Source organism: Bacillus sp. FSL R7-0646 (assembly GCF_037969865.1).
GTDB lineage: Bacteria > Bacillota > Bacilli > Bacillales > Bacillaceae > Bacillus > Bacillus licheniformis.
This window is the reverse complement of sequence record NZ_CP150217.1, coordinates 2,622,389-2,644,335: the sequence shown is the minus strand read 5'-3', so window position 1 is coordinate 2,644,335 and position 21,947 is coordinate 2,622,389. Positions and strand designations below refer to the sequence as shown.

Sequence of the window (21,947 nt, the reverse complement as noted above, 5' to 3'; positions counted from 1 at the left end):
AAGAATGAGGGAGGGATGAATGCATCAATGATTCTCAGTCCTTTCTCAGAATAAAGAGGTAATACGTTAAGGTGGGATTAGATGACTAGAAATAAAGAATTTTGAAAAAAAGCATTAAGAAAAGCAATGGAGCTTTTCTGGGAACAGGGTTATGAAAAAACATCCACGCAAGACTTGATGGACAATATGGGCGTTCACCGCAGAAGTATCTAGGACACATTTGGCGACAAACATACTTTATTTATGCGAGCCTTAAGTCACTATGTAGAAGTAATGGAAGTAAGAATGTGAAAACAGAATTAACGGATAAGCAGGCTATACGAAAATTATTTGTCTCTCCGTACAGGACCAAATAAACGTTTCGGAAAAGACAGAAATTTTCCATTTTGGGAACAAAAGCTATTTTGCCTTGCTGGCGCAAAGTATGACCACAAAGCCAAGAATCACGAAGTAGAATACCATTTTATCTTCGTTCATTCTGACGGCGCACAACTTAAAAAGATTACCAAAATCATTGAAGAAAACAACATTGTACCAGAGATTTATCCAACACTATTTACCATAGACAACGTAAATGAAGCGCTAAAACTAGTAGCAAATGGACGACCAAAAGGGAAAGTGATAATTAATTTTTAAGGGGGATATGATGAAAGCAGTCCAAATACACAGCTACTCGAAAAAGCTAGAAGCTCACATCAACGATGTGCCTATTCCAAGAATAAACAAACATCAAGTGTTAATCAAAACAAATGTGGCGGGCGTTGACCCACATCTTACATTGGCGATTACTGGAAAAGTGCGCATTTTTGACCACTATGATTTCCCGTTGACACTCGGAAATGAACTTTCAGGTGTGATTGAATCGGTTGGTGAAGCGGTGACAGACTTTAAAAAGGGCGACAGAGTATATGCGCTAATGCCACTAGATACAATGGGTGCCTTTGCAGAATATGTTGTGGCTGATGCAAATATCGTTGCGAAAATGCCAAAACAGTTTACTTTTGAAGAAGGGGCTGCCATTCCATTATCGGCTCTGACAGTTGTTCAAGCATTCGATGTACTGAACGTGAAACCTGGCGCAAAACTGTTCATTCCTGGTGGAACAGGCGGATTTGGGCAGATTGCCATTCCGTTTGCGAAATCAAAGAAGCTTTTTGTAGCTGTCAGTGGTAGTGAATCAGCTCGTCATTTAGCGCTATCCATTGGTGCTGACCAGTTCATCGACTATCACAAGCAAGATTATGTTGAGGTGCTGAAAGATTTCGATTACGTGATTGATACTCGTGGTGCAAGTGAGTTCAGGAATGAATTACGTGTTTTAAAACCTGGCGGAAAATTATTGTCATTGAATGCTGGTCCAAATGCACGTTTTGCAATTCAGCATGGCGGATTTTCAACGTTGCAGAGGCTTCTTTTCGGTGTGATCGGCATGCCGTTTGATATAGCGGCACATCTTCAACGGAAAACGTATGATTTCTTATATGTTCAGCCAAATGGCAAACAACTAAAAAACATCACCCAGTGGATTGATGAAGCGGGCATCAAACCGACCATTGATTCGACATTTGCTTTTTGGCAAGTGAACGAAGCTATTGCCAAAATCGCAAAAGGGAAAGCTCAAGGAAAGATTCTTCTGATTATACAAGAGTGAGAAACAACATAAAATTGATAAATCGAACTATTTTAGTGATGGGCGGGACGTCAGGTATAGGCTATGCATATGCGAAAAAGTTTCTTGAAATGGGCAACACGGCGATTGTCACTAGTCGCTCGAAGTAAAACATTGACCAAGCAATCAAAGATAACCCTAATTTAATCGGCATTGCTGCAGATGTCAGTCAAGTGAAGTCGCTTGACCAGTTGGGGTTTATCTTCTATAACACCGAAAAGTTTAATGAATAGGGCTCATGCATACAACGCAAAAGTAGACAAGAACAAAGAAGAAGGATTAGATGTGGATGCCGGTGTGAACATGGGGTGATATACCTAACTCATTTTAATGGCTGCTGATATTCTCCTGTTGCAGTAAGATTTTGTGTTCCCGTTGGAAAAGACCAAATTCAACATGAGGAGCCAAATTTATTGGTGAATTTATAATTCTTTACTTATCGTTCTAAAAAGGGTATTATGTAATCATGGTTTGAATTTCATGTGTTTATATTAGAACGCTCATTCTATAATGGATTATGACGTTTGTTTTTGTTAGTATTGGTTCATCGATTTTTTTAAGGAGAAATAAAATGGCTAGAAGTAAAGAGTTTGACGAAAAAGCAGTATTAAGAAAAGCAATGGAGCTTTTCTGGGAACAGGGTTATGAAAAAACATCCATGCAAGATTTGGTGGATCATATGGGGATACACCGCAGGAGTATATATGACACATTTGGCGACAAGCGTTCATTGTTTCTAGCTTCCCTTAATCACTATGAAGAGCTCATCGCCAATGAGATGGAAAGCATAATTAGCAACACTTCATCCATTAAACAGGCGATACGTGATGTTTTTATTTTCGTACTGAATTCCATTGAACAATACCCAAAAGGTTGTCTATCAGTAAATGCAGCGATTGAATTATCTTTGTTGGACAAAGAAATTGGACGCATAGTTACAAAAATGTTTAACCGTACTGAAGATATGTTTAATAACCTTATAAAACGGGGCCAAACTAGTGGAGAGATATCAAAAGAAATCGATTCTGATAACATATCTCGTTTCTTACACAACAATTTGGTAGGTATAAGAGTGCTAATAAAAACTAATTACAGTAAAAAAGAATTAGAAGGCATCATTACTCTAGCACTTTCAGTGTTGGACTAGCTTTCTTTTTTTACCCTATTTAGAACGTTCGTTCTAAAATTAACATGAAACAAACCATCATAATGCATACTTATAAAATCGTTTTTTAATTTCTAAGGAGGAACACAAAAATGTCAAACTTTAAAATACCATCAGAATCAGAATTTATTGAAGCAGATGGAACTCGTTACGCATATAGAAAATTTGGTACACAAGATGGTAAACCACTAGTATTTCTTGTTCACTTTAGAGGAACGATGGAAAACTGGGATCCAGACATGCTTGAACCTATTGCAAATAAACGCCCAGTAATCTTATTTGACAATAAAGGGGTTGGTGAGACCGATGGACTAACGCCTACTACAATTGCTGATATGGCAAAAGATACAGCAACATTTATAAAAGCTCTTGGATTAGAACAAGTTGACATTCTTGGTTTTTCCATTGGTGGTATGGTTGCACAAGAGCTAGCTTTACAAGAAGGAGATTTAGTAAGAAAAATTATTATGGCAGGTACTTCGCCTGAATCTGGTATTAATCCAAATCCAGAGATTTTTGAAAGAATGAATCGTCACGGCGGAACGGAAGAAGATGGAATAAATGATTTTATATTCTTTTTCTACGCACAAACCGAAACAAGTAAATCTGCAGGAATGGCTTCACTACAAAGAATTTTTAATCAGAAAAAAGTAAACAGTTCAGAACAAGTAAAAGAGGCACAATTACAAGCCATTGCAAAATGGGCTAAACAAAAATCTAATCATGATTATGAATGGTTACAAAACATCAAACACCCTGTACTTGTTACTAATGGTGTTAATGATGTAATGGTACCGACTAAAAACAGTTACATCTTAGCAGAGAAATTACCCAAAGCACAGCTGATTATATATCCTGATTCTGGTCACGGGCATCTGTTTCAATTTCCAGAACTATTTGCAGAACACGTAAATTTATTTCTTGATTCTAATTCTTATTAAAAAGGAGTATTCATATGAGCAGATTATTTGAAAAAGTTCGTATTGGAAACATTGACTTAAAAAATCGTATAGGTATGGCTCCGATGACTAAAAATAGAGCTTTACCAGATGGTACGCCGAGCGATTTAGTAGCAGAGTACTATGGTCAGCGTGCTTCAGTCGGTTTAATTATAAGCGAAGGAACCCAACCTTCAGATGATGGGCAAGGTTACACGAATACACCTGGTATTTATACAGAAAATCATATTAGAGGGTGGAAAAAAGTAACTTCTAAAGTTCATAGTGAAGGCAGTCATATTTTTATTCAGCTTATGCATGTGGGACGTGTATCACACCCTGATAACACACCTCACCACCGCCAAGCAGTTGCACCGTCAGCTATTGCACCTGGTGTAGAAATTTTCACGGCAGAAGGAATGAAAGATATTCCAACACCAAGAGAACTGAGTGAGCTTGAGATAAAAGATGTTATCAATGAGTTTCGTTTAGCAGCACGTTCAGCAATTGAAGCTTGTGCAGACGGAGTTGAAATTCACGGAGCGAATGGTTATCTGATCCAACAATTCCTTAGTGAAAACTCCAATCATCGTCAAGATGCATACGGTGGTACGATTGAGGGGCGTTCTCGATTCGCTATTGAAGTAGCTAAAGCAGTTGTTGATGAAATAGGAGCAGAAAGAACAGGCATCCGTTTTTCTCCTCAAGGAACACTGCAAGGCATTGATGAGGGGGAAAATAGCCTTGAGATGTATCGCTATTTAATAAGTGAATTAAATAAGCTTAACCTTGCATATCTGCATTTAATGCACTTTGGAAACGAGCAATTCCTAAAAGATGTGCGTCAACTTTGGGATCAAGCACTTCTTGTTAACCGTCCAGGTCGTCCTCTAGATCAACTTTCGTCTGATGTAGATAATAATCTTGCAGATGTTGTCACAGTAGGCACTTGGGTACTAGCTAATCCAGACTTTGCAGAACGGATTCAATCAGGTGCTCCCCTAAACGAACCTGATAAAAACACGCTCTATGCAGGAGGAAAAGAAGGTTATACAGATTATCCTTTCTTAAAATAATTTATTTAATATGAATATCCCATCTAGGGAAGGGGTATTCATATTCTTTTTTCTTAGGTTCGTTATGAAAAGATACATGTGAGTTAAATAGAAATGTGGAGGATGTAAAGAAAGCTTTAGCGATTGAAAACTACGGTAAAAAACCAAATTTTTTAGACTTCCCTAAGCCCAAAATAAATAATGACGAGGGTCTTAGTTGAGATATATGCGGCAAGTATAAATCCTCTTGATACAAAAATTCGAATTATGGATAACCTACATCCATAGTAACAACTCGCAGTAAGAAACGCTGTAAAACGTTTTAAAGGTTTAATTAAACTAAAAATGGAGGTGTGCTGTAAAATGAAAAAAACTGTTCTTATCACCGGGGTATCGGGTGGAATTGGCAAAGAGTTGGCGGATCGTTTCGCGAAGGGAGGATATAATTTGGTGCTGGTGGCGCGTAGCGAGGGTAAGCTTTTGGAGCTCGCGAAGGAATATCGGAAAAGATATGGTAGTCAAGCGACGGTCATCGCCAAGGATGTGGCGTCACCCGGCGTGCCGGAAGAGATTTTTGCGGAGCTCAAGGAGAAGGGGATCGTCGTCGACTATCTTGTCAATAATGCCGGCTTCGGTTTGTACGGGACGTTCTTGGAGACGCAGTTAGAACAAGAGACGAATATGATTGACGTCAATATCAAGGCTCTGACTGTTATGACGAAACTGTTCTTGCCGGATATGGTCAAACGGGGCCAAGGAGGCGTGATGAATGTGGCTTCGTTGGTTGCTTTCTTCCCGGGACCTATGATGTCGGTTTACTACGCAACGAAGGCGTACGTGCTGTCGTTCACCGAGGCTTTGGAGAACGAACTGAGCGGTACAGGGGTGAATGTGACGGCACTATGTCCGGGACTGACGTCAACCGGCTTCGTTGATCGTTCGGGTATTGGTGAATCGAAGTTGTTCCAGCGTGGTGCTATCATGGAGGCCGGGCAGGTGGCTGAGGAAGGGTACCGAGGCTTCTTACGCGGCAAGACGTTCATAATGCCAGGGGCTCGAAACCGGTTCATGGCATTCCTTCCGCGGTTGATGCCGCGCAAAATGGTGACCCGTATGGTCAGATCCACACAGCAAAGAACAGGGCATTGACCTAATTGAGGGTGACCAGGAGTGAAGTGGCAGTTGATTATGATCTGCCATCTGGCCAAGATCTCGTAATGGAATAAATCGTTTACTAAAAAATTTACAGAGACTTTTATAAAGACGGAAACCTTCTTATTTGATCTACTGAAATATGGTCAAGAACAAGGAGAAATTTCTAAACACTATGATATCAAAGGGCTTTCTCAATTTATTCATAATTCACTCGTAGGAATACGAGTATTAGCAAAAACAACAAATGATAAAAAAGAATTAGAAACCATTATCGGTTTGACTTTGTCAACCCAATCTGAAATATTTTTAAGGAGAGAATAATATGAAGTACACAGTTATTACAGGAGCTAGCTCAGGTATAGGATATGAGACAGCATTAGCATTTGCTGCTCGTGGCAAAAACTTAATTATTGTAGCTAGAAGATTAGATAAATTAGAAGGGCTTAAATCAACCATTCAGAATCTAAATCCTGATTTAGATGTTATTATTCGTACAAGTGACCTATCTGTCACAGATCAGGCATATACACTGTATAACAGTTTAAAGGAGTATCAAATTGAGACTTGGATTAATAATGCTGGGCTTGGTGAAACCTCTTCTGTAACAGATCAGAATTTAGATAAAGTAGAAACCATGTTACGCGTTAACATAGAATCCTTGACAATCCTTTCTACACTATTTGTAAGAGATTATGCTGATGTAGAGGGAACTCAATTAATTAACGTATCCTCAGCACTTGGATATGTAATTGCTGTTGGCAGTGTTGCTTATTCTGCTTCTAAATATTATGTTAGTGCCTTCACCGAAGGGCTTGCAAAAGAACTTGAACTGAAAGGTGCGAAAATGAAGGCAAAAGTTTTAGCACCAGCAATGACGGAAACAGAATTCGCAAAACATGCAAATGATATGAAAGAGTTTGATTACAAAGCAAATCTCCCTATGTACCACACAGCTAAGCAAATGGCAGGTTTTATGATGGAGGTTTATGACAAAGATGAAGTGGTGGGGGTTGTAGATGAAAACTATGAATTCAATTTGAGAAAGCCCATCTATCCAATACTAGAAAGCCTTTAAATCTAATTTATATATATGGTAACATAATCGTTTGGCGATGGCACCAATGACACGTAGCAGAGCGCAAGAAGATGGTTCATCAGGAGAACTAAGTTCCCTTTATTATGCTCAAAGAGCATCTATGGGATTACTTATTAGTGAAGGTACACAACCTCCTGATGGTACCAGTCGGTGCATGGTCATTAGCTAATTCAGATTTAGTAGAACGGCTTAAAGAAGGTGCTCCATTGAACGAAGCAGACCCTACAACATTCTTTGGTGCCGGAAGCAAGGGTTGTACGGATTATCCTACATGAAAGAATTAGAATCTCAGAAAGGATAAGTATAACTTATGGCAAATATCAAGGTTCCACAAACAGTATGGGATTGGAAGTGACTCTCTATTTTTGTAACGAAAAAGAGGGAATAAAAAGTAGTTTTTAAATTGAACCTACAAAATGGACAGTAATGCTTAAAAATGGCATGCAACTGAAAAATGCTTGACGCATGAATTGCGCTACACTGGCAGACGTATACTGCATTCGGTCGCTATGGGCTGATGAACTTTAACGTCTGTTCCACCGACTGAGTGCGGGAACACCGGCTGTAATAATCTCAAGGAAGGATGCTAATGAAAAAATGAAAACACTCATGAAAGCAGCTCAGATAACCAAGTATTCAAAAAATATCCATGCCAAAGTCAATGACATTCCAATTCCAGAAATCGATGAAAACGAAGTCTTGGTAAAGGTCAAAGCTGCGGCAGTCAATCCACTCGAAATGTTAATTATTACAGGCAGCGTGAAACTGATTCAAGATTATGAATTCCCATTAACGCTTGGTAATGAATTGACAGGAGTTATCGAAAAAGTCGGAAAAAATGTGACAGAATTTCACGTAGGAGATGCCATCTATACACGTCTCCCCCTCGAAAAAATTGGTGCTTTTGCGGAATATGCCGCAATTGATGCTGCCGCAATTGCACCCATGCCAAAAAATTTGTCTTACGTGGAAGCCGCTGCTGCACCACTGGCTGGACTCACAGCGTATCAAGGTCTACATGAAGAACTTGAGGCACAGTCTGGTAAAACGGTTTTCATTCCAGGTGGATCAGGCAGTTTTGGTCAAATGGCTGTACCAATCGCAAAGGCAATGGGCCTAAATGTCATTGTTAGCGGTAGCTCAGAAGCGCGCGAACGCACTTTGGAAATGGGTGCAGACCAATATTTGGATTATACAATAGAAAACTATGTTGACTTGTTGTCGGATGTGGATTACGTGATTGATACACTGGGACCTAAAGAATTTGACAGTGAATTGAGTATTATCAAACCGGGCGGAAGATTGCTCTCTCTTCGTACAGGACCAAATAAACGTTTCGGAAAAGACCGAAATTTCCCATCGTGGAAACAAATGCTGTTTTCCCTTGCTGGCGCAAAGTATGACCGCAAAGCCAAGAAACAAAACGTGGAATACCATTTTATCTTCGTTCGTTCTGACGGCGCACAACTTAAAGAGATTACCAAAATCATTGAAGAAAACAATATTGTTCCAGCAATTCATCCAACACTATTTACCATAGACAACGTAAATGAAGCGCTAAAACTAGTCGCAAATGGACGACCAAAAGGGAAAGTGATTATTCAATTTTAAGGGGAATATGAAGAAAGCAGTCAAAAAGTTGAGATCATTTATGTAAAGGATTTTGAAAGGCAATAATAAGTGTTACAAACCGCGAGTTCTGCTGATTAAGAAATGGACAACCACAGCTCCTTCAGTTGCTGCCAAAGCAAAAGGCTACGATAGTGGGCTAATGGGTGGATTTAACCAACTGCTCTTGTTGAAGCGCTGAATATTCCAACTCGATTTATACCAGTAGTAATGAAAAGAAGCCGGAATTTTAGACCGGCTTCTATGACATTATTTCCCCTTCGCCTTCTTCCGCTTCTCCTTCTCCGCCCGGTAAAACTCATGAAACATCTTCATCAGCGCCCGTTTCTCAATCCGCGACACATAGCTCCGCGAAATCCCAAGCTCCTTCGCAATTTCGCGCTGTGTTTTCTCTTTCTTCAAATCAAGGCCGAAGCGGCCGACGATGACTTCTTTTTCTCTGCCGTCCAGGATGTCGATGTATTTTTTCACTTTTTCAAGCTCCATGTTGAGCTGGATGGTGTCGATGACGTCTTCGTTTTCCGATTTGAGGACATCAATCAAACTGATTTCGTTGCCTTCTTTGTCCTGGCCGATCGGGTCATGGAGTGAGACGTCTTTTTTCGTTTTTTTCAATGCGCGCAAATGCATGAGGATCTCGTTTTCTATACAACGCGCCGCATAAGTGGCGAGCTTAGTTCCTTTTCCGGCTGAATAGCTTTCGATTGCTTTGATCAGCCCGATCGTTCCGATGGAAATCAGGTCTTCTGCATCCTCGCCTGTGTTTTCGAATTTTTTGACGATGTGGGCGACCAGCCGGAGGTTATGTTCGATCAGCATGTTTCTCGCGTGTTCATCCCCCTGGGCCATCAGCTCCAAGTACTTTTTTTCGTCACTGCTTGACAGCGGTTGTGGAAAGGCATTGTTTTTCACATATGATACTAAAAAAACGAGTTCCTTGATGACATAACCGAGCGCTGCAAAAACACCTGTCATTAACGGCACCTCCACAAAATGTATGTAGGCAGAAGCCTATATGTAAATGTATGTGGGAGGGGGGATGTCTGTGTCTGTACCCGGCAAAATTGCCGGACTGCCAAATATTCCGGCGTTCTGTTCGGCATGAAGCCGCTTGTTTTCGCCGGAAAGGGCGACCGTTGCAATCGCTTCCATTTTTTAGCCGTTTACAAAAGTTAACAAGAGCGGGATAATAAAGGTAAGGGGGTGAGGGTGCCGGACGGTTCACCATATCGTAAACGCTATCAACCAGCCGGTCCGGTGCGGCAGATGAAAAACAAACGTCTGTTCATACTTTCGTTGATTGTGTTGAGCGTGGTCATGATCGGAGTTCAGGAAACCTTCCCAAACCTGCTGACGACAGGGTTAATGACTGTCGTTATTGCGGCGGCAGTTTTTAATATTTTAAAAGAATCGCTGAATAAAAAAGATGAAACACACAGCAAATGAGGCGACAGAAAGCGACGGTGCTTCTATCGCCAATAGGAAAACCGGCTCAAAGTGGTGAGCCGGTTTTCTTATTTGTTATTCTTTCAGCGCTTTTCCCATGCCTTTTAAAAATTGCAGGCCGAAGCCGACGGCCCGGTTGATGTCCGGATCGTTCATGGCTTTCAGCAGATCGAGGACTCCGGTTTTTTTATCGCTTTTTAAAAAGTCCTCTCCTTGTTTTGTGCCGGCGACGATGCTTTCTACAAGTTTCCCCATGACTTCCGGTTCGGCTTTGGAGAGAGCGCCGCCTGCTGCAATGGCTGTATTCATCAGGTTTTTGGCCGGCTCTTTGGACAGCTGGCCGAGGACGATTTTGGCGATGTCTTCCTTCGCGCCGATCATGCTGTCTGCGGCATCAAGGATCCCGAGGCCGTTCAGTTCGCCGAGAAGCTTCATCGTTTTTGAAACGGCGGCTTCCTGTTCAGCCAAAAGGGCTTTGAGTTCTTCGAGTTTTTCAAGCTTTATTTGCTCCTCAGATTTTTCTTCTTTGCGGATGGCGGTGATGGGAGCTGCCATGTGTGATGACCTCCTTTTGATTTAGTCTGTTAAATGAACGTACCCCGGACGCTTCCATTTCCGCTCGACTTCAGCCCCGTTTTGCGGATGGCGTTTCTTATTGCGCGGATTTGTTTTCGGAAGCGGCGGTTCTGCACATCCGCCGAGCACTTCCATACGAACCTTGGTCTGCTTGTAAGCCGGTGTATTGGTGCGCGCATCTACTGCGGGACCGGTCAAGAAATTGATCGCCGATTCTTTATCTGTCGAGTTCATCGGCAGATAAAGTTCGTTCGCTCTGACCCGGTCTGTCACAAGCGCCGTTAATTTTACGGCGCCAAACGGCGAGATCAGCCTGACCTGCGATCCGTCGCAGATGCCCCGTTCTTTGGCGAGCTCAGGCGAGACTTCCACAAAGACGTCCGGCACTTTTGCCTGGATGCCTGCCGATTTGTTTGTCATATTGCCTTCGTGAAAATGCTCCAGCATTCGGCCGTTGTTAATGTGAAGGTCGTACTCCTCAGGAAATTCGGCGGGCTCTGCCCAGTCTGCGATGGCAAAGCGCGCTTTCCGGTCAGGAAAGTTAAAGCCGTCTTCATACAAAAGAGGCGTGCTTTCTCCGGTCAAGCTGCCCCACAGGAAGCTGTTCCATCCTTCAATTGCGTCATAATCCGCCTTGGAGAACAGCGGAGACAGGCTTGCCATTTCTGAAAAAATGTCGCCAGGGTGGCTGTAACTCCAGTCAGCTCCAAGCCGGTTTGCGATGTCTTGAATGATAACCCAGTCCGGCTTCGCATCTCCGAGCGGCGGGAGCGCCTGATACAACCGCTGGACACGTCTTTCCGTGTTTGTAAAAGTTCCATCTTTTTCAAGAGAAGCTGACGCAGGCAGAACGACGTCGGCGTATTGAGCTGTTTTCGAAAGGAACACATCCTGAACCACAAGGAATTCAAGGCTTGATAAAATGTCATGGACCCGGTTTGCGTTTGAATCGACTAAAGCCATATCTTCTCCGACGATATACATGGCTTTCATTTTGCCTTCTTCAACGGCGTGAAGCATTTCAATGTTGTCAAGTCCGGGCTCCTCGTCGATTGTTGTGCCGTAAGCTTGTTCGAACTTTTTCCGCGCTTTGTCATCTGTAATGTGCTGATATCCCGGAAGCCAGCCGGGAAGCGTCCCCATGTCGCAGGCGCCCTGGACATTGTTGTGGCCGCGGAGCGGGTAAGCTCCTGCGCCCGGGCGGCGGTAATTCCCGGTAGCTAAAAGCAGGTTTGAAATCGCTGCGGACGTGTCGGAACCGCCCGTGTTTTGGGTGACCCCCATTCCCCAAAGAATGCATGTACCGTCGGCGTCGCGGATCATCTCAGCGATTTGAATCAGCGTCTGTTTATGGATGCCTGTAATTTTTTCTGCATATTCAAGGGTGTATGTCTCAAGAGATTGCTTATATTCCTCAAAGAAATTGACGTTTTCATCGATAAACGCCTGATCGTGCCAGCCCTGGTCGATCATATACTTTGTCACGGCCATCAGCCATACTTGATCAGTTCCTTGCCGCGGTCTGATGAACAGATCCGAGCGTTCGGCCATTTCGTTTTTGCGAAGATCGGCGACGATCAGCTTTTGTCCGTGAAGCTTATGGGCGCGCTTCACGCGGGTCGCCAGTACCGGGTGGCCTTCGGCCGGGTTGGCGCCGACGATGATGACGAGGCCTGCTTTCGCGATGTCTTGAATGGTGCCTGCATCGCCGCCCATGCCGACCGTGCGGAACAATCCGTCTGTTGCCGGAGACTGGCAGTAGCGCGAGCAGTTGTCGACATTGTTAGTGCCAAATACTTGCCGCGCCAGCTTTTGCATTAAGTAGTTTTCTTCATTCGTGATTTTTGAAGACGAAATAAATCCGACTGCGTCTTTTCCGTTCTGCTCCCGAATCGAGCCTAATCTGCGGGCAACGTAGTCAAGCGCTTCTTCCCAAGTCGATTCGACAAATTCGTTATTTTTGCGGATCAGCGGTTTGGTTAAACGTTCTTCCGAATTGACGAAATCCCATCCGAATTTCCCTTTCACACACGTCGAGATGGCATTGACTGGAGCTTCTGAAACCGGCTGAATTTTTAAGATGTCACGGCCTTTTGTCCATACTTCAAATGAACAGCCGACACCGCAGAACGTACAGACGGTTTTTGTCTTTTTGGTCCGCTGTGAACGCATCGCCGCCTCGACTTCTGAAACGGCAAAGATGCTGCTGTATCCCGGCTCTACATCTTTGACAAGGTCGATCATCGGCTCCATGACATCCGGTTTGATGCCTGTCATGAAACCGGCTTTTCCAAGCATTGATTTTTCCATTAACGCATTGCACGGACAGACCGTGACACACTGCCCGCAGCTGACGCATGAGGATTCGTTGATTGATACGCCTTCATCCCAGATTACCCGCGGCCGTTCAAGCTCCCAGTCAATCGAGAGCGTCTCATTGACCTGCAGGTTTTGGCAAACTTCAACACATTGTCCGCAAGCAATGCACTGATTCGGATCATAGCGGTAAAAGGGGTGTGACATATCGACGGCGCAAGACGGGTCTTCTTTAGGCGTGTAAGGGTATTTCTGGTCTTCGATTCCCATCATTTCTGCCGTATTATGTAGCTTACAGTTCCCGTTGTTGTTGTCGCATACCGTACAATAGAGCAAATGATTTTCGAGCAGGCGGTCCATTGCTTCTTTTTGTGCAGCTTTGACCCGTTCTGCTGACAGGCTGATCGTCATTCCGTCTTCAGCCCGCAGGGAGCATGCCCGTTTTAATTTTCCGTCTGCTTCCACAATACACGTATCACACGTTTGAATAGGATCCGTCTCTGGTACATGGCATATTTGCGGGTGTTCAAACCCGTTTTTGTTCAATATGTCTAAAACGGTTGCCCCGGCCACTGCTTCAAATTCTTTGCCGTCTATCCGGATACTGATTGGCTTTCCGTCCATCTTCATTTCCCTCCATCATGTTCAAAATCAAAAAAGCCATGTACATATATACCGATTTCCGGCGCGGGAAATCGGTATAAACATACATGGCGGAATAGTTTACTAGCAAAGCTTACTAACAGACCAATCCTATATTGTCAGATTCGATAGATTCATAACACGACGGTATTACAAATCCATCAGCCCGGCTTTAATTATAAAGTGATATTGATTATAATTCAATAGAATAGGAAAATTTTAACCAAGTGAAATGTCTAAGGGGACATCGAGACAGGTGTAAGGTTTTAAACGGAAGGGGTATGCATGATGTCTAAAAAAATCCATGAATTCAACGATATGATTCGCAAGCTTCGAAAAGAGCTGTTTGGCAAGGGGCCTGAACGGATACGAACGGTCTTTGTCGACAATATGGCAGTTTCGACACTGTACGGCAATTTGACGGCGAGCGAGCAGTTTATCGCAAGCACGCCGGAGGGAAGGGAAATGGTGCATGCGGCAAGGACGACCCTGATTCAGAAACACTACTCCAATCACGTGCCGGAAGGAATGGAGGAGCTTATCGGAGCGAAGCTAGAGCACCTTTTTACGGACATCAAAATTCAGGAGGATATTGCAGTGTCTGTTTTTATCTTTGACCGCAATATTGAAGGCGTCGCCGAATCAGCCGGCGGGGCTTGATGATCTGTCTCAAGTTCGAGGGGGAGTCATGATGATTGAACTGAAATCGAGTGAAAAACGAAAAGCAAAGGCTTTGTTAGCGGAAGAAAGCCCGACATTCGCGCATGCGATAGCCGAAGGAATCATCGAAGGAAACGTCTATGTCGATGATTTCCTCACACCGGCCACTGCTCTTTTTCGAACATCTTCCGGGATTTATTATGTCGCTGGAAACCCTCCGGACAGCGGAAGAAGCGAGTGGCTCCATTATTTAAATGAACAGAGGAGCGGAGCGCGCTTTACCGTGTTTTCGGCTTCTGAAGAGTGGGACGCTTTTTTAATCGGGGGGCTTGGCGATCCTCTGCAGCAAATGGAGCGCGTGTCATTTTTCCTCGGAAAAGAGGAGCGTGATTGCGGCGCAGCATTTGCCGGGGTAGAAAGATTTACTGAAGATGACCTTCAAAAAAGCGCGAATTTTACTGAAAAATACGCTGATGAGTATTGGGGAGGGGCCAGCCGTTTTTTGAAGAACTGTTTCGGGTTTAAAGTGTTGCATGGAGGTGTGGTCGCAAGCGAATGTGTCACCATTTTTTGTTCGGAACGCTTTGCCGAAGTTGATATCGCAACACACCCGGATTACAGGGGGCGGGGATTTGCAGTCAGCTGCGCCAGCGCCTTTATCGCACATGCAATAAAGAACCGTTTGAAACCGCGTTGGGATTGCGACCGGCAAAACCGCGCATCGATCCGCCTCGCTGAAAAATTAGGTTTTCGACCTGTCAAAACTTATTCTTTATTTGTCGGAAAACCGTGAACCAATACGAATGTTTTTAAACAGGGGGGACAGGTTAAAGGCATAGCAAGGACTGGATGCGGCAGGATGACAAAGAGTTCTCCCGTTGAAAGTGCGGCTTCTCTCCTATATGATCGTAGTATTGGCTTTTGGAGGTGGAACGAATGAAAAAAAGCTTGGTGATGGTTCTCGTTTTTCTGCTTCTGCTTTCAGGCTGCGGAGAGGACGATCCCAGAAAAGTCGTAGCATTTGGAGACAGCAATACACGCGGCTCAAATTGGCAGTTTCGCGATTATCCAAAAGCGGAAAAGTGGGTCAATTTACTTCAGACTTCCCTTCAAGGGCAGTACAAAATAAATAATGCAGGAATAGGCGGAGAAACGACGGAAGACGCCAGGTTTCGGTTCAGGAAGGATGTGCTGGACAAGCAGCCGGCATATCTTTTTATCATGTTCGGAACAAATGATGCAGCAATTCTTACGAAAGGGCTGCCGCGCGTATCCAAAAAAAGGTTTAAAGAAAACCTTTATTATTTTGTTAAAGAAAGCCGCCGCCGCGGGATAGAGCCGGTTTTAATGACGTGCCTGCCGATCGTCGAAGGAAGCGGGGACAACATCTTTTATTATGCAAGATACCGGGCTTCTTCGTTTGAAAAATACGGTGGAGCGCGTAAATGGCACGATTCCTATAATGACGTCACAAGGGAAACGGCGCGGGAACTTGATGTTCCGCTTATCGACAACTGGAAAAACATCGTGAAAAAAGCGGGCGGAGCTACAGATGAAAAGCTGATCCATTCGGGGTTTATCGACCCATCGGGAAATCACTTAACCCCAAAAGGCGCGCGAATTATTTTTGAAGGAATTAACAAAAGCAAAATCATAAAAACGTCTTGATTTAAGTAAAAGGCCTAGCCATTTCTCCTTTTTCTTCATAGGCTGTTACTATAACAGACCAAAGGAGGAATGATGCGATGGGATATCCTTTTCCCGCTGGTCCGTGTTCGTACCCGGCTTATCCCGGATATGCAGGCGCCGCATACGGATATGCGTTCGTTGTCGTCCTTTTAGTCGTCCTGCTGGTCATCGGCGGGTTCTACTGGCTTAGTCCTCGCGGATTCTTCAAATAGCACCTCTTTTATAGAGAGGTGTTTTTTCATGAAAAACAGTAGTAAGCGTATTATTCAAGTGATATAATATCAACCTAAGTGAAAAAAAGCGGCAAGAGCGCCCGGGAGTGCTTGAGCTATGAAGAGACGGAAAGCAGATGACCGAGCGACCTTCTTTTGATTTCGGTTTCAATCAGCTCGATGAATTCGCGGTTCAAATTCATCTCATTTGCTTTAATGTATGATTCTATTAAAAGTTCATCAGACAGCTTTTTCATACTCGGTACCCATTTAATGGGGAAGACACCTCCTCATGAAAATTGGAATAACCTGTTTGGAATAAGCATAAAATGTTAAGTTATATGATCTTTGTTTGAAGTACCTATAATCTATCATGAATATTGGGCGAGAACAATCGTTCTGTTATCCACACCAAAAAGTGGATAACTTGTGGGTATCATGTTTATAATTTAATAAAAGGTCGATGAAATATGAGTGGATACTGTGTGTAATTTTATCCACACCTGTTGAAGAATCCTATTATATGTCGAAAACTTTTCGGACAGCCGATTTTTTAAGACACTTTTAGATTTGATTCGACACATTGAAAAAAGAAGCAGTAATTGAAAGGAAAGGGTGCGGCTTTGTGTTAAAAAAGTTTTTTTTGCCGGATGAATTTGTAAAAAATATTTTTCATATTACCCCTGAAAAACTAAAAGAGCGCAATGTAAAAGGGATTATTACAGATTTGGACAATACGCTTGTAGAATGGGACAGGCCGAGTGCTACACCGCGTCTTATCGAGTGGTTTGAAGAGATGAAAGAGCACGGGATTAAAGTGACAATTGTCTCTAATAATAATGAAAAACGCGTCAAAATATTTTCTGAACCGCTTAATATTCCGTTTATTTACAAAGCGAAAAAACCGATGGGCAGAGCTTTCAGAAAAGCCGTTAAAAATATGGGTCTTAAAAAAGAAGACGTCGTTGTCATAGGAGATCAGCTCATGACAGATGTGCTTGGAGGGAACCGCAACGGGTTCCATACCATTCTTGTCGTGCCTGTGGCTGCTTCCGACGGCTTTTTTACGCGTTTCAACCGCCAAGTCGAACGCAGAATTCTCAGCGCTCTAAAACGGAAAGGCCATATTCAGTGGGAGGAATAATGAATGGAAAAGGTAGTTTGTATCGGATGCGGAGTCGCCATTCAAACCGAAGATAAAAATAAACTGGGCTATGCGCCTGAAGCATCGCTGTTAAAAGAAGACGTCATCTGCCAGCGCTGCTTCAGATTGAAAAATTATAACGAAATTCAAGATGTTTCACTGACGGACGATGACTTTTTGAAGATTCTGCACGGCATCGGGGAAACGGATTCACTCATCGTGAAAATCGTCGACATCTTTGATTTCAACGGAAGCTGGATCAACGGACTGAACCGCTTTGTCGGAGGTAATCCGATCTTATTAATAGGAAACAAAGCAGATATTCTCCCTAAATCAGTCAAGCGCGAGCGCCTTGTAAACTGGATGAAGCGCGAGGCGAAAGAGCTTGGCTTAAGGCCTGTTGATGTGCTGCTCGTCAGCGCCGGGCGCGGGCAGGGGATGAAAGATGCGATCGACGCGATCGAACATTACAGACAAGGCAAGGACGTGTATGTCGTCGGATGTACGAACGTCGGGAAATCAACGTTCATCAACCGGATTATTAAAGAGGTTTCCGGAGAAGACGACATTATCACGACATCCCAATATCCGGGGACGACGCTTGATGCGATTGAAATCCCTCTGGATGATGGATCTGCGATGTATGATACGCCGGGAATCATCAACCATCATCAAATGGCGCACTATGTCGCGAAACGCGATCTGAAAATATTGACGCCGAAGAAGGAGCTGAAGCCGCGCACCTTTCAGCTGAACGAGGAACAGACGCTGTTTTTCGGCGGATTATCGCGGTTTGATTATGCAAGCGGAGGCAGGTCTTCGTTTGTATGCTATATGCCGAATGAACTCAAGATCCATAGAACAAAGCTTGAAAACGCGGATCAGCTGTATGAAAAGCACGCTGGGGAAATGCTTGCTCCCCCTGCAAAAGAAGATCTTGACTCGTTTCCGGCGCTTGTCAAACATACGTTTACGATTAAAGAGCCGAAAACGGACGTTGTGTTCTCGGGCCTTGGCTGGGTAACGGTCCAGGGGGCAAACCAAAAAATTGTCGCCCACGCCCCTAAAGGCGTTCACGTGTTTTTGCGCAGATCTCTAATATAAGTGCTAAGGGGAGAGAGTTATGAAACCGATATACGGACTGATTGGCAATCCGGTGGCCCATTCCATGTCTCCGGACATCCATAATGCGGCTTTGAAGGATCTTTCTTTAGAAGGGCATTATCACGCTTTTCGCGTGGAAAACGAAGATCTTGAAGATGCTGTGAAAGGTATGCGGGCCCTTGGCATTCAAGGGTTTAATGTGACCGTCCCCCACAAAGTATCGATCATGAAGCATCTCGACCGTATTGATGAAAGCGCCGAAGCTCTCGGGGCGGTAAACACTGTCAGAAGAGAAAAAGAAGGGCTGGTCGGATATAATACAGATGGAGCAGGGTTTCTTAAATCGCTGAAGCCATCCCTTGATCGTCCGCTTTCTGAGCTCTCGATACTGTTGATCGGAGCAGGCGGTGCGGCGAGGGCGATATTTACCACTCTGGCAGCCGAGACGCCCAAGCGGCTTGATGTGGCGAATCGTACGCCTGAAAAGGCATTAGCATTCACTCAGCGTTTTGATGGAGAGGCACGCGCCTTGTCACTGCAGGAAGCGGAAGCAGACTTGTCAGCATATGATATCGTGATTCAAACGACGTCGGTCGGGATGCATCCGAATGTCGAAGCTGCCCCGCTTTCATTGGCGAATGCGAAAGAAACGTGCCTTGTATGCGATATTATCTACAATCCGCTGAAAACGGCCCTGCTGCATGAGGCTGAAGCAAAAGGCTTGAAAACATTGGACGGAGTCGGCATGTTCATCGGCCAGGCAGCCCTTGCTTTTGAGCTGTGGACAGGACATGAGCCGAATATGGAAAAAATGAAATCAATTGTGTTGCAGCAACTAGGAGGAAAATCATGCTAACAGGAAAACAAAAACGCTATTTGCGCCGGGAAGCGCATCATCTGTCACCGATTTTTCAAGTCGGCAAAGGCGGAGTCAACGAAAATATGGTCAAACAAATCAGCGAAGCTCTTGAAGCAAGAGAATTGATCAAGGTGAGCGTGCTGCAAAACTGCGAGCAGCCTAAAGAGGAAGTAGCCGAAGCGCTGGCGGGCGGAGCGCGCGCCGAACTGGTGCAGACGATCGGAAACATTATTGTGCTGTATAAGGAGTCAAAAGAAAATAAAAAAATTGAGCTTCCTTAATGCTTAAAGGTGGTAATCATGAGGAAAATCGGGATTTTTGGAGGGACATTCGATCCTCCGCACAACGGGCATTTATTAATGGCAAATGAAGTCCTGTACAAACTGGATCTTGATGAAATCTGGTTTATGCCCAACCAAATTCCGCCGCATAAACAAAAAAACTCGTTTTCACTAAGTATGCACAGGGTTGAAATGCTGAAGCTCGCCATTTCGGGGAAAGAGCAATTTAAACTGGAGACGATCGAACTCGAAAGGGAAGGCCCTTCTTATACATTTGATACCGTTCGCCTGCTGAAAGACCGATACCCTGATCATGAGTTTTACTTTATTATCGGCGCGGATATGGTGGAATACCTGCCGAAATGGTCAAACATTGACAAGCTTGTCAACATGATTCAGTTTGTCGGGGTGAAGCGGCCCGGCTTTCAAATTGAGACGCCGTATCCGCTCGTTTTTGTCGATGTGCCTATTTTTGAAGTGTCATCATCTTTGCTCAGGGACCGCATTAAAAATCGGCAGCCGACAGATTATTTAATACCTGACGAAGTGAAGGTCTATGTGAAGGAGAATCGTTTATATGAAACGTGAGGAAGCCTTAGCCTGCGTGAAAGAACAGCTGACAGAACAGCGCTACATCCATACGGTCGGCGTGATGGAGACGGCTGTCAAACTTGCTGAACGGTTTGGCGCAGATCTGAAAAAAGCCGAAATCGCCGCGATCTTTCATGACTACGCCAAATTTCGCCCAAAAGAGGAGATGAAACAAATCATCCTCGACGGAGGCGGGCCGCTTGAAGTGCTCAATTTTCATCATGAACTTTGGCATGCGCCGGCAGGAGCAGCGCTTGTCAAAACAGAGGTCGGAATTACGGATGAAGACATCCTGTCAGCCATTCGGTTCCATACATCTGGAAGGCCCAATATGACTCTTCTTGAAAAAGTGGTTTATGTAGCGGATTATATCGAGCCAGGCCGCCGTTTTCCGGGGGTTGAAGAGGTTCGGACTCTCGCTGAGGAAGATTTGGATTCGGCGCTCATCCAGGCATTGAAAAATACGATTACCTTTTTAATTTCAAAAAATCAGGCCGTTTATCCGGAAACGGTCGCCACATATAATGCTTTAGTAAACGATAGACATTAGGAGGAATTACTGAATGGATCAAGCTTCAATTTTAAAAATTGCCGCAGAGGCCTGCGATGATAAACGGGCGGAAGATATTATCGCCTTGAATATGCAGGGGATTTCCCTCGTGGCTGACTATTTTCTGATTTGCCATGGGAACTCTGACAAACAGGTTCAGGCCATTGCCCGGGAAATTAAGGATCAAGCTGAAGAAAATGGAATTGATGTGAAGAAAATGGAGGGCTTTGACGAAGCCAGATGGGTTTTAATCGATTTGGGCGACGTCGTTGTCCACGTTTTCCACAAAGAGGAACGAGGCTATTACAACCTTGAAAAGCTGTGGGGAGACGCGCCGATTGAAGACCTTTCGTTCGGAGTTAATGAATGATCTATAAAGGATTTTCCAGTATTTATGACAAGCTGATGTCTCATGCTCCTTACGATCAGTGGGTCAGCTGGATTGAACAAACGATCGGCGCGCAGCAGAAAGAACGTATACGGGTGCTTGATCTGGCGTGCGGAACGGGTGAAATATCTGTCCGCCTGGCTGAAAAAGGCTATGATGTCACAGGAATCGATATCAGCGAAGACATGCTTGCCCAGGCCCAGTACAAAGCAGCCGTCAGGCAGCTCGATATTCAGTTCTTTCAGCAGGATATGCGCGAACTTGCCGGGCACGGACAAGAGTTTGACGCGGTTGCGATCTGCTGTGACTCGCTGAATTATCTAAAGAGCGAAAAAGACGTTTTCAATACTTTTAAAAACGTTTTTTCTCTATTAAAAGAGGGCGGTCTTCTTCTGTTTGATGTTCATTCCGTTTACAAAATGGATGTCATTTTTCCGGGAAGTACGTATGCCGATCAGGATGAAGAAGTGAGCGTCATATGGCAAAGCTATGCGGGGGAAGAGCCTCATTCAGCTGTTCACGATTTGACCTTCTTTGTACAAAATAGAGACGTATACGAAAGGTTTGATGAATCGCATGAACAGCGGACTTTCCAGACGGAAAAGTACATCAGTTTATTGCGGCAAGCCGGATTTGAGGTGCAGTGCATCACTGCTGATTTTTCAAAATTGGAGCCTAGCGCAGAGTCGGAACGTCATTTTTATACAGCAAAAAAAACAAAAACCATCGTTTAATCGTAACGATGGTTTTTCATAATGCATTTTTCCTTTGTTGAGATCTCA

At 44.0% G+C, this 21,947-nt stretch carries 25 protein-coding genes and 3 pseudogenes; 24 read left to right on the top strand and 4 right to left on the bottom strand.

Annotated features, from left to right (window positions below; all coding sequences use genetic code 11):
* Nucleotides 1–126: 126 nt before the first annotated feature.
* The 11 genes and pseudogenes from MKY62_RS13760 to MKY62_RS13710 all read left to right on the top strand — a co-directional run.
* Nucleotides 127–210 (top strand): annotated as a pseudogene (locus MKY62_RS13760) (TetR family transcriptional regulator); the annotation flags it as partial.
* Between the two features lie 120 nt (nucleotides 211–330).
* Nucleotides 331–636 (top strand): annotated as a pseudogene (locus MKY62_RS13755) (zinc-binding dehydrogenase); the annotation flags it as partial.
* 10 nt (nucleotides 637–646) lie between these two features.
* Nucleotides 647–1,651: an NADP-dependent oxidoreductase gene (locus tag MKY62_RS13750; RefSeq protein ID WP_098407874.1), complete on the top strand. Its 1,005-nt coding sequence runs from the start codon at nucleotides 647–649 to the stop codon at nucleotides 1,649–1,651.
* A 207-nt stretch (nucleotides 1,652–1,858) separates the two neighbouring features.
* Nucleotides 1,859–2,073, top strand: a pseudogene (locus MKY62_RS13745) (tryptophan--tRNA ligase); the annotation flags it as partial.
* A 167-nt stretch (nucleotides 2,074–2,240) separates the two neighbouring features.
* A complete protein-coding gene (locus MKY62_RS13740; RefSeq protein WP_087635064.1) occupies nucleotides 2,241–2,816 on the top strand; it encodes a TetR/AcrR family transcriptional regulator in 576 nt (191 codons plus the stop codon).
* 110 nt (nucleotides 2,817–2,926) lie between these two features.
* The gene (locus tag MKY62_RS13735; RefSeq protein WP_087635063.1) at nucleotides 2,927–3,775 is read left to right on the top strand and encodes an alpha/beta hydrolase; all 849 of its coding nucleotides are present in this window, start codon (nucleotides 2,927–2,929) and stop codon (nucleotides 3,773–3,775) included.
* 14 nt (nucleotides 3,776–3,789) lie between these two features.
* Nucleotides 3,790–4,848 carry an alkene reductase gene (locus tag MKY62_RS13730; protein ID WP_098407868.1) on the top strand — a complete coding sequence of 353 codons (1,059 nt, stop codon included), beginning with the start codon at nucleotides 3,790–3,792 and terminating at the stop codon, nucleotides 4,846–4,848.
* Nucleotides 4,849–5,190: 342 nt separating this feature from the next.
* Complete coding sequence (locus tag MKY62_RS13725) at nucleotides 5,191–5,976, top strand: SDR family oxidoreductase (protein WP_087635062.1); 786 nt, start codon at nucleotides 5,191–5,193, stop codon at nucleotides 5,974–5,976.
* A 328-nt stretch (nucleotides 5,977–6,304) separates the two neighbouring features.
* Nucleotides 6,305–7,057 carry an SDR family NAD(P)-dependent oxidoreductase gene (locus MKY62_RS13720; protein ID WP_087635061.1) on the top strand — a complete coding sequence of 251 codons (753 nt, stop codon included), beginning with the start codon at nucleotides 6,305–6,307 and terminating at the stop codon, nucleotides 7,055–7,057.
* A gap of 37 nt (nucleotides 7,058–7,094) precedes the next feature.
* Nucleotides 7,095–7,247, top strand: a complete 153-nt coding sequence (locus MKY62_RS13715; protein WP_255265631.1) for a hypothetical protein — start codon at nucleotides 7,095–7,097, stop codon at nucleotides 7,245–7,247.
* 428 nt (nucleotides 7,248–7,675) lie between these two features.
* Nucleotides 7,676–8,689, top strand: a complete 1,014-nt coding sequence (locus MKY62_RS13710; RefSeq protein ID WP_087635060.1) for an NADP-dependent oxidoreductase — start codon at nucleotides 7,676–7,678, stop codon at nucleotides 8,687–8,689.
* A gap of 267 nt (nucleotides 8,690–8,956) precedes the next feature.
* Here MKY62_RS13710 and sigK read toward each other — a convergent pair whose 3' ends face one another.
* Complete coding sequence (gene sigK / locus MKY62_RS13705; protein WP_003183729.1) at nucleotides 8,957–9,682, bottom strand: RNA polymerase sporulation sigma factor SigK; 726 nt, start codon at nucleotides 9,680–9,682, stop codon at nucleotides 8,957–8,959.
* A gap of 234 nt (nucleotides 9,683–9,916) precedes the next feature.
* Between sigK and MKY62_RS13700 the strand changes: the two genes are divergently transcribed.
* Entirely contained in the window at nucleotides 9,917–10,153 is a 237-nt protein-coding gene (locus tag MKY62_RS13700; protein ID WP_003183727.1) for a hypothetical protein, read from the top strand.
* Between the two features lie 75 nt (nucleotides 10,154–10,228).
* On the opposite strand, the gene MKY62_RS13695 is transcribed toward MKY62_RS13700, so the two are convergent.
* Both MKY62_RS13695 and fdhF read right to left on the bottom strand, forming a co-directional pair.
* A complete protein-coding gene (locus MKY62_RS13695; protein ID WP_003183725.1) occupies nucleotides 10,229–10,708 on the bottom strand; it encodes a DUF1641 domain-containing protein in 480 nt (159 codons plus the stop codon).
* A 21-nt stretch (nucleotides 10,709–10,729) separates the two neighbouring features.
* Nucleotides 10,730–13,669 carry a formate dehydrogenase subunit alpha gene (gene fdhF, locus MKY62_RS13690; RefSeq protein WP_003183723.1) on the bottom strand — a complete coding sequence of 980 codons (2,940 nt, stop codon included), beginning with the start codon at nucleotides 13,667–13,669 and terminating at the stop codon, nucleotides 10,730–10,732.
* Between the two features lie 306 nt (nucleotides 13,670–13,975).
* Between fdhF and MKY62_RS13685 the strand changes: the two genes are divergently transcribed.
* From MKY62_RS13685 to MKY62_RS13670, 4 genes are all read left to right on the top strand, one after another.
* Entirely contained in the window at nucleotides 13,976–14,347 is a 372-nt protein-coding gene (locus MKY62_RS13685) for a DUF2294 domain-containing protein (protein ID WP_011198135.1), read from the top strand.
* A gap of 31 nt (nucleotides 14,348–14,378) precedes the next feature.
* A complete protein-coding gene (locus MKY62_RS13680; RefSeq protein ID WP_016885485.1) occupies nucleotides 14,379–15,140 on the top strand; it encodes a GNAT family N-acetyltransferase in 762 nt (253 codons plus the stop codon).
* A gap of 161 nt (nucleotides 15,141–15,301) precedes the next feature.
* Nucleotides 15,302–16,015 carry an SGNH/GDSL hydrolase family protein gene (locus tag MKY62_RS13675; RefSeq protein WP_009327860.1) on the top strand — a complete coding sequence of 238 codons (714 nt, stop codon included), beginning with the start codon at nucleotides 15,302–15,304 and terminating at the stop codon, nucleotides 16,013–16,015.
* A 77-nt stretch (nucleotides 16,016–16,092) separates the two neighbouring features.
* Nucleotides 16,093–16,248: a hypothetical protein gene (locus MKY62_RS13670; RefSeq protein ID WP_003183715.1), complete on the top strand. Its 156-nt coding sequence runs from the start codon at nucleotides 16,093–16,095 to the stop codon at nucleotides 16,246–16,248.
* Between the two features lie 116 nt (nucleotides 16,249–16,364).
* On the opposite strand, the gene MKY62_RS13665 is transcribed toward MKY62_RS13670, so the two are convergent.
* A complete protein-coding gene (locus MKY62_RS13665; protein WP_003183713.1) occupies nucleotides 16,365–16,505 on the bottom strand; it encodes a sporulation histidine kinase inhibitor Sda in 141 nt (46 codons plus the stop codon).
* Nucleotides 16,506–16,873: 368 nt separating this feature from the next.
* Between MKY62_RS13665 and MKY62_RS13660 the strand changes: the two genes are divergently transcribed.
* Genes MKY62_RS13660 through MKY62_RS13625 form a run of 8 tightly spaced genes read left to right on the top strand, consistent with a single transcriptional unit; the run spans nucleotide 16,874 to nucleotide 21,899 of the window.
* The gene (locus MKY62_RS13660; protein ID WP_009327861.1) at nucleotides 16,874–17,392 is read left to right on the top strand and encodes a YqeG family HAD IIIA-type phosphatase; all 519 of its coding nucleotides are present in this window, start codon (nucleotides 16,874–16,876) and stop codon (nucleotides 17,390–17,392) included.
* Between the two features lie 3 nt (nucleotides 17,393–17,395).
* Complete coding sequence (yqeH, locus tag MKY62_RS13655; RefSeq protein ID WP_003183708.1) at nucleotides 17,396–18,496, top strand: ribosome biogenesis GTPase YqeH; 1,101 nt, start codon at nucleotides 17,396–17,398, stop codon at nucleotides 18,494–18,496.
* 19 nt (nucleotides 18,497–18,515) lie between these two features.
* The gene (gene aroE, locus MKY62_RS13650) at nucleotides 18,516–19,352 is read left to right on the top strand and encodes a shikimate dehydrogenase (RefSeq protein ID WP_003183706.1); all 837 of its coding nucleotides are present in this window, start codon (nucleotides 18,516–18,518) and stop codon (nucleotides 19,350–19,352) included.
* Nucleotides 19,346–19,636: a ribosome assembly RNA-binding protein YhbY gene (gene yhbY / locus MKY62_RS13645; RefSeq protein ID WP_003183704.1), complete on the top strand. Its 291-nt coding sequence runs from the start codon at nucleotides 19,346–19,348 to the stop codon at nucleotides 19,634–19,636. Before aroE ends, yhbY begins: the two co-directional genes overlap by 7 nt.
* A gap of 18 nt (nucleotides 19,637–19,654) precedes the next feature.
* Nucleotides 19,655–20,224, top strand: coding sequence for a nicotinate-nucleotide adenylyltransferase (locus MKY62_RS13640; RefSeq protein WP_003183702.1), 570 nt, complete (start codon nucleotides 19,655–19,657; stop codon nucleotides 20,222–20,224).
* Nucleotides 20,214–20,777, top strand: coding sequence for a bis(5'-nucleosyl)-tetraphosphatase (symmetrical) YqeK (gene yqeK, locus MKY62_RS13635; RefSeq protein ID WP_003183701.1), 564 nt, complete (start codon nucleotides 20,214–20,216; stop codon nucleotides 20,775–20,777). The genes MKY62_RS13640 and yqeK overlap by 11 nt, the downstream gene beginning before the upstream one ends.
* Nucleotides 20,778–20,790: 13 nt before the next feature.
* On the top strand, nucleotides 20,791–21,147 hold the full coding sequence (gene rsfS / locus MKY62_RS13630; protein WP_003183699.1) for a ribosome silencing factor: 357 nt from the start codon (nucleotides 20,791–20,793) through the stop codon (nucleotides 21,145–21,147).
* Nucleotides 21,144–21,899: a class I SAM-dependent methyltransferase gene (locus tag MKY62_RS13625; protein WP_003183697.1), complete on the top strand. Its 756-nt coding sequence runs from the start codon at nucleotides 21,144–21,146 to the stop codon at nucleotides 21,897–21,899. Before rsfS ends, MKY62_RS13625 begins: the two co-directional genes overlap by 4 nt.
* Nucleotides 21,900–21,947 lie beyond the last annotated feature (48 nt).

Excerpts from the sequence above, each read along its gene's own strand:
- MKY62_RS13750 (WP_098407874.1), top strand. The coding sequence starts at position 647 with ATGAAAGCAGTCCAAATACACAGCTACTCGAAAAAGCTAGAAGCTCAC.
- MKY62_RS13740 (WP_087635064.1), top strand. The coding sequence starts at position 2,241 with ATGGCTAGAAGTAAAGAGTTTGACGAAAAAGCAGTATTAAGAAAAGCA.
- MKY62_RS13735 (WP_087635063.1), top strand. The coding sequence starts at position 2,927 with ATGTCAAACTTTAAAATACCATCAGAATCAGAATTTATTGAAGCAGAT.
- MKY62_RS13730 (WP_098407868.1), top strand. The coding sequence starts at position 3,790 with ATGAGCAGATTATTTGAAAAAGTTCGTATTGGAAACATTGACTTAAAA.
- MKY62_RS13725 (WP_087635062.1), top strand. The coding sequence starts at position 5,191 with ATGAAAAAAACTGTTCTTATCACCGGGGTATCGGGTGGAATTGGCAAA.
- MKY62_RS13720 (WP_087635061.1), top strand. The coding sequence starts at position 6,305 with ATGAAGTACACAGTTATTACAGGAGCTAGCTCAGGTATAGGATATGAG.
- MKY62_RS13715 (WP_255265631.1), top strand. The coding sequence starts at position 7,095 with ATGGCACCAATGACACGTAGCAGAGCGCAAGAAGATGGTTCATCAGGA.
- MKY62_RS13710 (WP_087635060.1), top strand. The coding sequence starts at position 7,676 with ATGAAAACACTCATGAAAGCAGCTCAGATAACCAAGTATTCAAAAAAT.
- sigK (WP_003183729.1), bottom strand. The coding sequence starts at position 9,682 with ATGACAGGTGTTTTTGCAGCGCTCGGTTATGTCATCAAGGAACTCGTT.
- MKY62_RS13695 (WP_003183725.1), bottom strand. The coding sequence starts at position 10,708 with ATGGCAGCTCCCATCACCGCCATCCGCAAAGAAGAAAAATCTGAGGAG.
- fdhF (WP_003183723.1), bottom strand. The coding sequence starts at position 13,669 with ATGGACGGAAAGCCAATCAGTATCCGGATAGACGGCAAAGAATTTGAA.
- MKY62_RS13685 (WP_011198135.1), top strand. The coding sequence starts at position 13,976 with ATGTCTAAAAAAATCCATGAATTCAACGATATGATTCGCAAGCTTCGA.
- MKY62_RS13680 (WP_016885485.1), top strand. The coding sequence starts at position 14,379 with ATGATTGAACTGAAATCGAGTGAAAAACGAAAAGCAAAGGCTTTGTTA.
- MKY62_RS13675 (WP_009327860.1), top strand. The coding sequence starts at position 15,302 with ATGGTTCTCGTTTTTCTGCTTCTGCTTTCAGGCTGCGGAGAGGACGAT.
- MKY62_RS13670 (WP_003183715.1), top strand. The coding sequence starts at position 16,093 with ATGGGATATCCTTTTCCCGCTGGTCCGTGTTCGTACCCGGCTTATCCC.
- MKY62_RS13665 (WP_003183713.1), bottom strand. The coding sequence starts at position 16,505 with ATGAAAAAGCTGTCTGATGAACTTTTAATAGAATCATACATTAAAGCA.
- yqeH (WP_003183708.1), top strand. The coding sequence starts at position 17,396 with ATGGAAAAGGTAGTTTGTATCGGATGCGGAGTCGCCATTCAAACCGAA.
- aroE (WP_003183706.1), top strand. The coding sequence starts at position 18,516 with ATGAAACCGATATACGGACTGATTGGCAATCCGGTGGCCCATTCCATG.
- yhbY (WP_003183704.1), top strand. The coding sequence starts at position 19,346 with ATGCTAACAGGAAAACAAAAACGCTATTTGCGCCGGGAAGCGCATCAT.
- MKY62_RS13640 (WP_003183702.1), top strand. The coding sequence starts at position 19,655 with ATGAGGAAAATCGGGATTTTTGGAGGGACATTCGATCCTCCGCACAAC.
- yqeK (WP_003183701.1), top strand. The coding sequence starts at position 20,214 with ATGAAACGTGAGGAAGCCTTAGCCTGCGTGAAAGAACAGCTGACAGAA.
- rsfS (WP_003183699.1), top strand. The coding sequence starts at position 20,791 with ATGGATCAAGCTTCAATTTTAAAAATTGCCGCAGAGGCCTGCGATGAT.
- MKY62_RS13625 (WP_003183697.1), top strand. The coding sequence starts at position 21,144 with ATGATCTATAAAGGATTTTCCAGTATTTATGACAAGCTGATGTCTCAT.